This is a genomic window from Caballeronia mineralivorans PML1(12) (assembly GCF_001028175.1).
Taxonomy (GTDB): Bacteria; Pseudomonadota; Gammaproteobacteria; order Burkholderiales; family Burkholderiaceae; genus Caballeronia; species Caballeronia mineralivorans.
On record NZ_AEJF01000196.1, the window covers coordinates 1 to 12334 of the forward strand.

At 61.9% G+C, this 12334-nt stretch carries 14 protein-coding genes; 10 read left to right on the forward strand and 4 right to left on the reverse strand.

Annotated elements, in window-relative coordinates:
* Positions 1-76 precede the first annotated feature (76 nt).
* From EOS_RS33350 to EOS_RS33360, 3 genes are all read right to left on the reverse strand, one after another.
* The gene (locus EOS_RS33350) at positions 77-436 is read right to left on the reverse strand and encodes a hypothetical protein (RefSeq protein WP_047896522.1); all 360 of its coding nucleotides are present in this window, start codon (positions 434-436) and stop codon (positions 77-79) included.
* 109 nt (positions 437-545) lie between these two features.
* Positions 546-1514 carry an Hsp33 family molecular chaperone HslO gene (gene hslO, locus EOS_RS33355; protein WP_047896523.1) on the reverse strand — a complete coding sequence of 323 codons (969 nt, stop codon included), beginning with the start codon at positions 1512-1514 and terminating at the stop codon, positions 546-548.
* Between the two features lie 47 nt (positions 1515-1561).
* The gene (locus EOS_RS33360; protein ID WP_047896484.1) at positions 1562-2086 is read right to left on the reverse strand and encodes a gamma carbonic anhydrase family protein; all 525 of its coding nucleotides are present in this window, start codon (positions 2084-2086) and stop codon (positions 1562-1564) included.
* Between the two features lie 311 nt (positions 2087-2397).
* Between EOS_RS33360 and EOS_RS33365 the strand changes: the two genes are divergently transcribed.
* The 10 genes from EOS_RS33365 to EOS_RS33415 all read left to right on the forward strand — a co-directional run bounded on the left by EOS_RS33365 (position 2398) and on the right by EOS_RS33415 (position 11742).
* A complete protein-coding gene (locus tag EOS_RS33365) occupies positions 2398-3273 on the forward strand; it encodes a ferritin-like domain-containing protein (protein ID WP_047896485.1) in 876 nt (291 codons plus the stop codon).
* Positions 3270-4175 carry an alpha/beta fold hydrolase gene (locus tag EOS_RS33370; protein WP_047896486.1) on the forward strand — a complete coding sequence of 302 codons (906 nt, stop codon included), beginning with the start codon at positions 3270-3272 and terminating at the stop codon, positions 4173-4175. The genes EOS_RS33365 and EOS_RS33370 overlap by 4 nt, the downstream gene beginning before the upstream one ends.
* Before the next feature lie 98 nt (positions 4176-4273).
* The gene (locus EOS_RS33375) at positions 4274-5104 is read left to right on the forward strand and encodes a 3',5'-nucleoside bisphosphate phosphatase (RefSeq protein WP_047896487.1); all 831 of its coding nucleotides are present in this window, start codon (positions 4274-4276) and stop codon (positions 5102-5104) included.
* 296 nt (positions 5105-5400) lie between these two features.
* Positions 5401-6042: an L-threonylcarbamoyladenylate synthase gene (locus tag EOS_RS33385; RefSeq protein WP_047896489.1), complete on the forward strand. Its 642-nt coding sequence runs from the start codon at positions 5401-5403 to the stop codon at positions 6040-6042.
* Positions 6043-6220: 178 nt separating this feature from the next.
* A complete protein-coding gene (locus EOS_RS33390; protein ID WP_047896490.1) occupies positions 6221-6886 on the forward strand; it encodes a site-2 protease family protein in 666 nt (221 codons plus the stop codon).
* A 4-nt stretch (positions 6887-6890) separates the two neighbouring features.
* Complete coding sequence (locus EOS_RS33395) at positions 6891-8093, forward strand: tryptophan--tRNA ligase (RefSeq protein WP_047896491.1); 1203 nt, start codon at positions 6891-6893, stop codon at positions 8091-8093.
* On the forward strand, positions 8093-8704 hold the full coding sequence (locus tag EOS_RS33400) for a class I SAM-dependent methyltransferase (protein WP_053064112.1): 612 nt from the start codon (positions 8093-8095) through the stop codon (positions 8702-8704). The genes EOS_RS33395 and EOS_RS33400 overlap by 1 nt, the downstream gene beginning before the upstream one ends.
* Positions 8705-8746: 42 nt before the next feature.
* Positions 8747-9652, forward strand: a complete 906-nt coding sequence (gene dapA, locus EOS_RS33405; RefSeq protein WP_047896492.1) for a 4-hydroxy-tetrahydrodipicolinate synthase — start codon at positions 8747-8749, stop codon at positions 9650-9652.
* Between the two features lie 164 nt (positions 9653-9816).
* On the forward strand, positions 9817-10959 hold the full coding sequence (gene bamC / locus EOS_RS33410) for an outer membrane protein assembly factor BamC (RefSeq protein WP_047896493.1): 1143 nt from the start codon (positions 9817-9819) through the stop codon (positions 10957-10959).
* 9 nt (positions 10960-10968) lie between these two features.
* Positions 10969-11742, forward strand: a complete 774-nt coding sequence (locus EOS_RS33415) for an MBL fold metallo-hydrolase (protein ID WP_047896494.1) — start codon at positions 10969-10971, stop codon at positions 11740-11742.
* A gap of 196 nt (positions 11743-11938) precedes the next feature.
* On the opposite strand, the gene EOS_RS45020 is transcribed toward EOS_RS33415, so the two are convergent.
* Complete coding sequence (locus EOS_RS45020; protein ID WP_075645430.1) at positions 11939-12217, reverse strand: hypothetical protein; 279 nt, start codon at positions 12215-12217, stop codon at positions 11939-11941.
* Between the last annotated feature and the right edge of the window lie 117 nt (positions 12218-12334).

Sequence of the window (12334 nt, forward strand, 5' to 3'; positions counted from 1 at the left end):
CAACGTGAGTTGAAAACGGCTTTTTGTCTTGGCGCTACGACCAGTTGGCTTGGCTGAACAATGCGTGGCCGGGACGCTACCAATAATATCCCGGGTATCCGTAGCCGAAGCCCGTGCCCCATCGGTTGCCCCAGCCACCGCTCGAGTATCCACCGTACACCGTGACCGGCGCGCGATAGTACTGCCAGTACGCCTGCGCGGCGGCATCGGCGGCCATTGCCTGCTGCTGTTCGGCCAGCACTTGCCGGTCGATCTGGTTGTAACGCTCCTGCTCGTCCTTCGACAGCGGCTGCGGTGCCTGATTTTGCGGGGCCGGCAAACGGCTATAAATTGGCGATGGTCCCGGCGGGTCCATCATGCAACCGCCGAGCGCAAGCAGCGTCGCGCCGGATAACGCGATAACCAGTTTCTTCGATACACATCCCAAGGGTTTCATTTCGACCTCCAGCGGGCCGGACACTAAGCGGACACGGATCATGCCACGCCGCAGCACGTCAAACATCCATCCTGCGACGTCTTGTTACAGAGGCAGCGACGACACGGACTTAATGCCGTTGATCCGGCGCCGGGCTCACACCTTGTGAGATTTCCCCAGCGACAAAAAGTTGCGCCACATCCACCGGATCGAACTCGTAGCGCTGGTTACAGAACTCGCAGTGCACTTCCACGCTGCCGCGTTCTTCAACCACGCTGTCCACTTCGCCACGGCCGAGCATCTTGAGCATGCCGCCCACTTTCTCGCGCGAACACGTGCATTCGAAACGCGCTTGCGCCGGCTCGAAATGCTGCACGTTCTCCTGCCAGAAGAGCCGCTTGAACACCGTTTCCGGCTCTTCCTTCAGCAACTCCTCGTTCGACAGCGTACCGCCGAGATGGCACACGCGCTGCCACGTATCGGCATCGTGTTCACCCGGATGCGGGACGATGCCGCCATCGCCGGGAAGTTTTTGCAGCAGCATGCCCACGGCGCGCTCGGTGTTCGCCGCGAGCCACATGCGCGTGTCGAGTTGCTCGGAGTGATGCATGTAGTGTTCCAGCACCTCCGCCATCGACGCCAGCGGCCCGTGCTCGCCGCTCAGCGGCACGATGCCCTGGTACGCCTGCTGCCCTGGCTTCTTGTCGCGCGGATCGAGCGTGATCACGCACCGGCCCTGGCCGTTGCGGTTGAGCAGGTCGGGGAGGGTCATGTCGTCGGTGATCGGCACGGGTGCCTCGCTCGCGCCCTCTATGGACTCAGCCAGCTTCGCGGTCGCCCGCAGCGACAAGTCCGAATTGCATTGCACGACGAGCATGGTCACCGGGCCGTCGCCGTAGATCTGCATGATGAGCGTGCCGTCGAACTTGAGATTCGCCGACAGCAGCGCACACGCGGCCATCATTTCACCGAGCACATTGCGCACGGGCGTGGGGTACGAGCGGCGCGTGAGCACTTCCTGCCACGTGTCGCGCAACGAGACAATCTCGCCGCGCACCGGCGCCGCGTTGAACATGAATTTTTGCAGCTGGTCGTTCACCACGCTTGAGTCCTTTCATCGACGGCGTAACGCGTGTCAACCGGCGTTCAGCCGATACGCACGAGTTGCGCCTTGTAAAATTCGCGGCGTTCCGCGTAACCACGCGTACCCGCCTGCATCTGGGCAATATCTGCTTCCGTGAGCTCGCGCACGGCTTTCGCGGGCGCGCCGAGAATCAGGGTATTGTCAGGGAAGGTTTTACCTTCGGTCACCACGGCACCCGCGCCAACCAGGCAATTGCGGCCGATTACCGCACCATTCAAGACCACGGCCTGAATTCCGATGAGCGCGCCTTCCTTGATCGTGCAGCCGTGCAGCATGGCCTGATGGCCGATAGTCACGTTGGCTTCAATGGTCAGCGGATACCCAGGGTCGGTATGCAGCACAGCGCCTTCCTGGATGTTGCTGCCGCGGCCAAGCACGATGGGTTCGTTGTCGCCGCGCAGGGCAGCGCCGAACCAGACGCTCGAGTTTTCTTCGAGCGTCACACGGCCGATGATGGTCGCGGTATCCGCGACGAAGACGCTTTCGTGGATGGTCGGGGCGGCATCGCCGAGCTTGTAGATTGCCACTGTGTCTCCTGTGAGCGCTTGACGTGAGCCATGACGCGCGGATTGGCCCGCGGGCGTGGCCGGTACAATCGATTGAAATTGCAGTCTCGGGTGATTTCAGGCGGGTTGTGTCGATGCTATAGACTGCGGCCCCGGCGTGCCTCAAGCCAAAAATCGCCCGCGGAAAGTGCTATTTTAGCCGGTTGCGGAAAAGCGACGTGCGCCCCGGGTTTCATGGACCTGATTTAGCGGTTTCATACCGGCTCGCGCGGGCCGTGGCGCAACCTGCGGCGTCGCCCTTATCCCTTGCCGTTCATAAGCACCCTGGAATCATGTCCGAACAGCTCGATTATTCAGCGTCCACCAGCGTCCGGCCGACCGCGCTTGCGCTGCTCCGGGAGCGCGATCCCGCGACCAAGGCAAGCGCCGCCCAGCATTTCTACGAGCGTTTGCTGGCGGGTGACACCACGCTGGACACTATCGCCGATATCCCCGATCCGCTCGATCTGCCCGGCCGCCCGGTGGCGCCGGAGCTCGTGGCGCCGTCGTCGCTCAAGCGCCGCAGCATGCAGTCGGACGCGGGGCGAGCGGTGTTGCTGCACGCGCTCGCGCATATCGAGTTCAATGCGATCAATCTGGCGCTCGATGCCGTCTGGCGTTTCCCCTCGATGCCCGAGGCGTTTTATCGCGACTGGTTCAAGGTCGCGGCCGAGGAAGCGCGCCACTTTTCGTTGCTGAGCGCGCGTCTGGCGGAATTCGGCCATCAGTATGGCGATTTTCCCGCTCACGATGGCTTGTGGGAGATGGCCGAGCGCACCCGCGGCGACGTGCTGGCCCGCATGGCGCTTGTGCCGCGTACGCTGGAGGCGCGTGGCCTGGACGCCTCGCCGCCCATTCGCCGGCGCCTCGCGCAAGCGGGCGACCACGCATCGGCGGCGATTCTCGACGTGATTCTGCGCGATGAAATCGGCCACGTGCTGATCGGCAACCATTGGTTCCGGCACCTGTGCAGCGAAGCCGCCGCCGATCCGCACACCACCTACGCGCAGCTCGCCGGGCAATATCACGCGCCAAAATTACGCGGCCCGTTCAATTTCGAAGCACGCCGCGACGCCGGTTTCGATGAAGCCGAATTGCGCGCTCTAGCGGGCCTTGACGACATCGACTCCATTGAAACTGCCCCGATTACTGCACCGATTCCCCGATGACTTCTCTTAAACTCCCCGTTTCCGAATTCGTCACCACACGCGGCACGCGACTGCACGTCCGCCGCTGGGGATCGCCTGACGCACCTATGCTCTTCATGCTGCATGGCTGGATGGATATTTCCGCGTCGTTCCAATTCGTCGTCGATGCCCTCGCGGGTGACTGGCAGGTGATCGCACCTGACGCTCGCGGTTTCGGGCTTTCTGACTGGCCCGTGGCGGAGGGTAAGAGCGGCCACTACTGGTTCCAGGACTATCTCGCCGATCTCGACGCGCTGCTCGACCACTACGCGCCCGCTTCTCTACGTGGGGAGCCGGTGAACCTGGTCGGTCACAGCATGGGCGCGAACGTCGTTTGCCTGTACGCGGGCGTGCGGCCGGAGCGGGTGCGGCGCGTGGTCGATCTGGAGGGGTTCGGTATGGCGCCGGCTAAAGCGGAGCGTTCACCCGCGCGGATCGCACAATGGCTGGACGATTTGCGCGCACCGCCTTCGCTCAGCACGTATGCCACGCTCGACGATGTCGCCCAACGGCTGATACGCACGAATTCGCGTCTGCCGATGGCGAAAGCGCGTTTTCTGGCGCAACACTGGGCGAAGCTCGACGATACCGGCCGTTACCATCTGTTAGCCGATCCTGCGCACAAAATGCGTGGGCCATTGCTGTATCGGCTGGATGAGGTGATGGCCGTCTGGGCGAAGGTGCAGGCGAAGGTCCTGCACGTTGAAGCGCTGGCTTCACCGACCCTCGCGATGATTGCCGCTAGCGTTCCCATCGATGAATTCAAGCAGCGCTTCAAGGCGTTCGCGGACTGGCGCGAAGAGATCGTCGAGCACGCCGGCCACATGCTGCATCACGATCAGCCGGAGCGGGTAGCGGCGCTGATCGAGGCGTTTTGCGCGTAGGGTTGGTGGCCCGAAATTATGTGATCGACCGATCGGTAGGTGACAGAATCGCATTGACGCGTTGCAGTAGAATGGCGGATAACCCCTAGAGCCAAACGATGAACGCCGATCTGCATTGCCACTCAACCGTTTCCGACGGCCAACTCGCTCCCGCCGAGGTCGCCGCGCGTGCTCACGCGGGCGGTGTGGCGCTGTGGGCGCTCACCGACCACGATCAGCTTGGCGGTCAGCGCGAGGCGCGTGCAGCGGCAGAAGCGCTCGGCATGGGCTATCTCAGCGGGGTGGAGATTTCGGTCACGTGGGCGGGGCGGACGGTGCATATCGTCGGGCTGAACGTGGATGTGGACAACCAGGAATTGATCGATGGCCTGGCGCAGACGCGCAGCGGCCGCCAGGCTCGCGGTGAAGCAATAGGCGAGGCGCTTGCCGCGGTCGGCATCCCGGACACATACGAAGGCGCGCTTCAGTATGTGAACGATCCGGCCATGATCTCGCGCACGCATTTCGCACGCTATCTGGTGGACAAGGGCTACGCGGAATCCACCTCGGATGTGTTCTCGAAATATCTCGGCGACGGCAAGCCGGGTTATGTTGGCCACCGCTGGTCCAAACTCGCCGACTCCATGAAATGGATCAAGGCGGCGGGCGGCGAGGCGGTGATCGCGCATCCTGGCCGCTACGATTTCTCGCCGGTCGAATTCACCGCTTTCTTCGATGAATTCATCCAGCTCGGCGGTCGCGCCATTGAAGTGGTGACTGGAAGCCACACGCCGGACCAGTATCGCGAATATGCGGAAGTAGCGCGTCGATATGGTTTCTACGCGTCGCGTGGTTCGGATTTCCATGCGGCGGGCGAGGGGCGTATCGACCTTGGCCAGTTGCCGCCGCTTCCCGCCGATCTCAAGCCCGTGTGGGAGTGTCTGCTTTAAACAGCGGGTATGGCATGGCCCCCCGCTCATCGTTGAGCAGCGTTGGAAGGCGCGAAAAACCGCGCACGATCCTTGCGTTCATCCACTTCTGTTTGTCGCGCAACTCCACGCATTTGCGGGTATTCTCGCGTGTTCGCATTGGCACCGCCCGGCGCCTTTCATCTGGTATCCAGCTTGAAACCACGGGCGTAATGCGCGGTGCGCTTGGTGCGCGTGGCGCGTAAAAACGTAAATCGCTAAACGCATTGGCGCCGGTGTGCAGGCAAATCCGGACAACCCACTTACGTCATCTGGTCATGTCTCAATTTTTTCGAATTCATCCGGACAATCCGCAGCCGCGACTGATCAACCAGGCGGTGCAGATCATCAACGATGGCGGGATTGTCGCGTTGCCAACCGATTCGAGCTACGCGCTCGCCTGCCATCTCGACGACAAGGATGCCGTTGAACGCATCCGCCGGATTCGCGGACTCGACGAGAAGCAACTGCTCTCGCTGCTGGTACGCGATTTATCGGAATTGGCGAATTTCGCGATTGTCGATAATCGAAACTATCGTCTGATTAAATCGGTGACGCCCGGACCTTACGTGTTTGTCCTGCAGGCGACGAAGGAAGTGCCGCGGCGCCTCTCACACCCGTCGCGCAAGACGATCGGCCTGCGCGTGCCGAATCACGCGATCACGCTGGCGTTACTCGAAGCGCTGGGCCAGCCGCTGCTTGGCTCGACGCTGATCCTGCCGCCCGACACCCATCCGCTCAACGACGCCGAAGAGATTCGCGAGCGGCTGGAAAAGCAAATCGATCTGGTTATCGACGCCGGCGCGTGCGCCATGGAACCCTCCACCGTGATCGACCTGACCGGCGAAGAGCCCGTATTGGTGCGCCCCGGCCGAGGCAGCTTGGAACCGTTCGGCCTCACCGCCGAGAATCCGCAATGACGCAGCGCACTTACGTACGCTCACGTACGATTACACATTGAGGCGATGACATCGCGCTCAGGGAAATAGCCCAAGCGCAACGTCATTCGCCTCGACGCTCGCAAACCCACGGCCCTTGGGCGAACGCAAACCGTCCGCCACCGAGTGGCGCCACAACTGCTTGATACAATAGCGAGCTATGGATTCCTCCCTGATACAAACTATCGCGGTCTACGCGCTCCCCGTGATCTTCGCGATCACGCTGCACGAGGCCGCGCACGGCTACGCAGCCCGCCTGCTGGGCGACAACACGGCTTACGTACTCGGCCGCGTGTCGGTCAACCCGATGCGCCACATCGACCCGATCGGCACCCTCGCCATCCCGCTGATCCTGTATTTCGTCACGAGCGGCGCGTTCATGTTCGGCTACGCGAAACCCGTCCCGGTTGCATTCGGCAATCTGCGCAATCCGCGCTGGGGCAGCTTGTGGGTCGCAGCCGCCGGACCGGCGAGCAATTTCGTGCAGGCGCTCATCTGGGGCATCTTCGCCGTGCTGCTGGCGTCGTTCAGCGTCAACGAACCGTTTTTTACGCGCATGGCCGCAGCCGGTGTCGGCGTGAACCTGGTGCTCGGCGTGCTCAACCTGTTTCCCTTGCCGCCGCTCGACGGCGGACGCGTGCTGATGGCGCTGCTGCCTGTACGCGCTTCGATCATGCTGTCGCGGCTCGAACCCTACGGTTTTTTCATCGTGATGGCGCTTGTCATGACCGGTACCCTGACGCGTTTCTGGCTCGGGCCGCTGGTGAGCGCCGGGTATGTCGCGGTGTCGGCCGTCCTGAATCCCCTTGCCTCGCTTTTACAATAAATCCATGTTCCCTGACCGTATCTTCTCCGGCATGCGGCCGACCGGCTCGCTGCATCTAGGCCACTATCACGGCGTGCTCAAGAACTGGGTGCGGCTGCAGTCCGAGTACCCGTGCTTTTTCGCGGTCGTCGACTGGCACGCGCTGACGACCCATTACGAAACGCCCGAAGTCATCGAGAAGAACGTGTGGGAAGTGCTGATCGACTGGCTCGCGTCCGGTATCGATCCGGCGCAAGCCACGCTCTTTATCCAGAGCCGGGTGCCCGAACATGCCGAACTCGCGCTGCTGCTCGGCATGGGCACGCCGCTTGGCTGGCTCGAACGCGTGCCGACCTACAAAGAGCAGATCGAGAAGCTAAAGGAAAAGGACCTGACCACATACGGCTTCCTCGGTTATCCGGTGCTGATGGCGGCCGACATCCTGCTGTATCGCGCGTCGCTCGTGCCGGTCGGCGAGGACCAGGTGCCGCACGTCGAGATGACGCGCGAGATCGCACGGCGTTTCAATTACCTGTATGGGCGTGAAGCGGATTTCGAGGAGAAGGCGCTGGACGCCGCGAAGAAACTCGGCGGCAAACGCGCGAAGCTCTATCACGAACTGCGCGTCGCGTATCAGCAGGAAGGCGACGACGAAGCGCTCGAAAAGGCGCGTGCGATGCTGCAAGAATCGCAGAGCCTGTCCATGAACGATCGCGAACGGTTGTTCGGCTATCTGGAAGGCGCGCGCAAGATCATTCTGGTCGAGCCGCAGGCGCTGCTGACCGAAGCGTCGCGGATGCCTGGACTCGATGGCGCCAAGATGTCGAAGTCGTACGGCAACACCATCGGCTTGCGCGAAGATGCCGAGACAATCACGAAGAAAGTGCGCACCATGCCGACCGATCCGGCGCGGGTTCGCCGCACCGATCCCGGCGATCCGGACAAATGCCCGGTGTGGCAACTGCATCAGGTCTACACCGACGAAACCACGCACAAGTGGGTGCAGACGAACTGCCGCAGCGCGGGAATCGGCTGCCTTGAATGCAAGCAACCGGTGATCGAAGGCATCTTGCGCGAGCAGCAACCGATGCTGGAACGTGCGCAGAAATACATGGACGATCCGTCGCTGTTGCGCGCGATCGTCGCCGACGGCTGCGACAAGGCGCGCAAGTTCGCGGTGGAGACCATGCGCGACGTTCGCGACGCAATGGGCCTTTCCTACAACTGATGACGGCGATGTCCGCTGCGCCCACGCCACCCACCGCCGCCAGTGCGTGGATCGAGCAATGGTCGCATCTGGTGGAGCAGGGTGGCGCGGTGCTTGATGTTGCGTCGGGCAACGGCCGCCACGCCCGTTATTTTGCGTTGCGCGGGCATTCGGTGCTGGCGCTGGATCGCGATGAAACCGTCTTGGCGAGTCTCGCTGCTGTGCAGCATGTCAGCACGCGTTGCGCCGATCTGGAAAACGCAGGCTGGCCGCTGCGCGAAGACGAAAAATTCGCCGCCGTAGTGGTGACGAACTACCTTCACCGGCCCTTGTTTCCTTACTTATTCGATGCCCTCGCGCCCGGTGGCGTGCTGCTCTATGAGACCTTCGCGGTGGGCAACGAACGGTTCGGCAAGCCGTCGAATCCGGCTTTCCTGCTCAACCCAGGCGAGTTGCTCGAGGCCGTGCACGGACGGTTGCGGGTCATCGCTTATCAGGATGGTTTTATCAACGCGCCGCGTGCATCCTGCGTGCAGCGCATCTGCGCCGCCGCCCCGGCGCGGCCCACCCCAACGGGTCTTACGGAACGTAACAATGGGTCAGATCCCGATCGTTACGTACTGCAGGGCTAATCCGCTACAATCGCGGTTTACCGATCAATTTCATAGCGTTTCATGACAAACGGAACACACGGCGGCGTCCAGATCCGCGGCAGCATTCCTGCCATCGTCACCCCGATGCACGAGGACGGTAGTCTCGATCTGCCGGCGTTTCGAAAACTGATCGACTGGCATGTGGCAGAGGGCTCGAACGGCCTCGTCGTGGTGGGCACCAGCGGCGAATCGGCCACGCTCTCAGTAGATGAACACATCCTGATGGTGAAAACCGCTGTCGAGCACACGGCCAAGCGCTTTCCGATCATCGCCGGCGCGGGCGGCAACTCCACGTCCGAAGCGGTCGAGCTGGCAAAAGCGGCCAAGGAAGTCGGCGCAGACGCCACGCTGCAAGTGGTTCCTTATTACAACAAGCCGACGCAAGAAGGCATGTACCAGCACTTCCGCAAGATCGCGGAATCCGTCGACCTGCCCGTCATCCTGTATAACGTTCCGGGCCGGACCGTCGCCGACATGAACCATGACACCGTGCTGCGCCTCGCTGAGGTGCCGGGTATCGTGGGCGTGAAGGAAGCGACGGGCAACATCGACCGTGCGGCCAACCTGATCAAGTACGCGCCGGCGCATTTCGCGATCTATAGCGGCGACGATCCGACCGCCATCGCGTTAATGCTTCTCGGCGGCCACGGCAATATCTCGGTGACTGCGAACGTCGCGCCGCGCGCGATGAGCGAACTCTGCCGCGCGGCGCTCGCTGGCGACGCGATCACTGCGCGCAAGATTCACCTGGGCTTGCTGTCGCTGCACAAGCAGATGTTCTGCGAGTCGAATCCGATCCCCGCGAAATGGGCGCTTGCTGCGCTCGGGCGCATGGAAAGCGGGATTCGCCTGCCGCTGACGCCGCTCGACGAGCGCTATCACGGCGTCGTGCGCGACGCGTTACGCGAAACAGGACTTCTGGCCTGACGGCCGGCGGCGGGGCGCATCTGAAAACGTGCGTGCCACCGTAATGCAGTGGTTTCGGCCGTAATACCATTCGGCCAGCCAGCGAGTGTCATCAACCCGTCGTTCATCGACCCGTTCCCGGCTTAGCTTCCAGGCAACGCGCATTCAGCATCACGAAGGACCTCATGAAACGTTCCGCCTTATTCAATCACGCTCGCACCCTGAGCGTGCTGTCGCTTGGAATCGGCACGCTGATCTCGCTTGCCGGTTGTGATACGTTGAACGACTGGCTCGCGCCGGATCGGGTCAATTACAAGGGTGCTGAAACGGCGCCTACGCTGACCGTGCCATCGGATTTGAGCACCGCCGATATCAGTCAGCGCTACGCCGCACCGCCCAAGCTGAATTCTCTCGGCGGCGCTGCACCGCGTTCGCTTACGCCCGCGGGCAATGCAACCGTCGGTTTGCCGACGCCGCAAGACCCGTTCGGCATGCACGTGGAGCGCGACGGCGATCGCCGCTGGCTAGTGGTCGATGGCCGCTCGCCCGACCAGCTCTGGCCGCAGTTGCAGGAGTTCTGGCAAGAGAACGGTTTCACGCTCAAGACCGATGCCGCAGCGACCGGCATCATGACCACCGACTGGGCTGAAAATCGCGCGAACATTCCGGACGACTGGTTCAGGAAGAGCATCGGCAAGCTGATCGACTTTGCGTATTCATCGGGTACGCGCGATCAGTTCCGTACGCTGGTCGAGCGCGGTTCGAACGCTTCCACCGACATCTCCATCACCCACGCCGCGATGGAAGAAATGCTAACGGGTCAGGACAAGACCTCGTCGAAATGGGTCGAGCGGCCGCGTAATCCGGCGCTCGAGGCCGCGTTCCTCGCGAAGCTGATGGAGAAGTTCGGCCTGACCGACGCGCAAGCGAAGCAATTGTTGACCGATGCCCGTCCGGCGACCGCGACGGCCACGGTCGACCAGTCGGGTGGCTCGTCCACGCTCGATCTTTCCGAGCCGTTCGACAGCGCCTGGTTGCGCGTGGGACTCGCACTCGACCGGACCAACTTCACGGTCGACAACCAGGATCGCGCGAAGGGTTTGTATTACGTGCGTTTCTCGGACTCGATGCAGGAGTTGAAGAAGGAAGGTCTGCTCGGCAAGCTCTTTGCCGGCGGCACGCCGAAGCCTACACGCGAGTTCATGGTGAACGTGCGTCCGAAGGCTGACACGGTGACGCAGATCGCCGTAGTCGACGCCAATGGTCAGGTCGATACATCGACCGACGCGCAACGAATCGTCGCGTTGCTGCACGCGCAGTTGAACTAGGCTTCACGCATGCGTTTTGCCAGTCTCGGCAGCGGCAGCGAAGGCAATGCGTTGCTCGTCGAGTCGGTAAGCGGCACGACGACCACCCGCGTGCTGCTGGACTGCGGTTTCTCTGCGAAAGAAGTCGAGCGGCGCCTGGCGCGGCTCGGCGTTCGCGCAGACGAGATCGACGCCATTCTTATCACCCACGAGCACACGGATCACATAGGTGGCGCGCTGACATTGGCGCGCAAATGGTCGATTCCGTTGCACATGAGCTGGGGTACCGCACGCGCAGTGGGTGCCGACGAAGCCCCGGTCGATCTGCATGTGCTCTGGGGCGACGAGAGCGTAGTAGTAGGGGATCTGGAAGTGCTCCCTTATACCGTGCCTCACGACGCGCGCGAACCGCTCCAATACGTGTTCTCTGACGGCGCAAGCCGTTTGGGCGTCCTGACGGATGTAGGTGTTGCGACAACTCACATCACGAATGTGCTGAGCGGTTGCGATGCTTTGGTGCTCGAATCAAATCACGATGTCGGGATGCTCGCGTCAAGCCGCTATCCGGCTTCGCTCAAGGCGCGCATTGGTGGCATGCATGGACATCTTAACAACGACGCTGCGGCAGGGATTCTTGCAGCGCTTGACCGATCGAAGCTGCGCCATCTGGTGGCCGCGCATCTGAGTCAGCAGAACAACCTGCCCGAGCTCGCCCAAGCGGCGCTTGCTGCCGTCCTGGGCGGCACCGCGGCCGATGTCATGGTCGCGACCCAAGCCGATGGTTTCGGCTGGTTGTCCTTATGAAATCGGGCAGCGTTTCGTTTTGAGCTTCGCATAACGCATATACAACGTGTATTGATACAACGGAAACAACAGACGTAAAAAAACCGGCCCGAGGGCCGGTTTTTTCATAAGCCTCCCAGAATAACATCTCTGCGAGGCTTACTGCGGAGGCTTCGTTTTCAGCTAAAGAGCTGGAACCGGGCCCCTGACTATGTGCTTACTGGCTTGCGCCCGAAGCGGCAGTAGCTGCCGAAGCAGCTGCGTCCACTGCCGATGCGGCAGCAGCCGTTGCGTCGCTTGCAGCGGCCACAGCGGACGATGCTGCAGCGCTCACGTCGCTTGCAGCAGCCGCCACAGCGTCCGAAGCAGCAGCAGCCGGTGCCGAAGCAGCCGAGGTATCGCTAGCAGCGCCCGGAGCAGCCGTATCGCTAGACTTGTTGCATGCAGCAAGAGCAACAGCAGCCAACAGGGATGCTACGAGGAGAGATTTCTTCATGATCACGTCCTTTTATGGTTAAAGGTAAGCAACAGCGCAAAGTACCGGTAATGTGTGCTCCAACACCGACCCGGGCCGTTGTGGACTCACATTATGTATGGTTGTGAGACTTCCTAC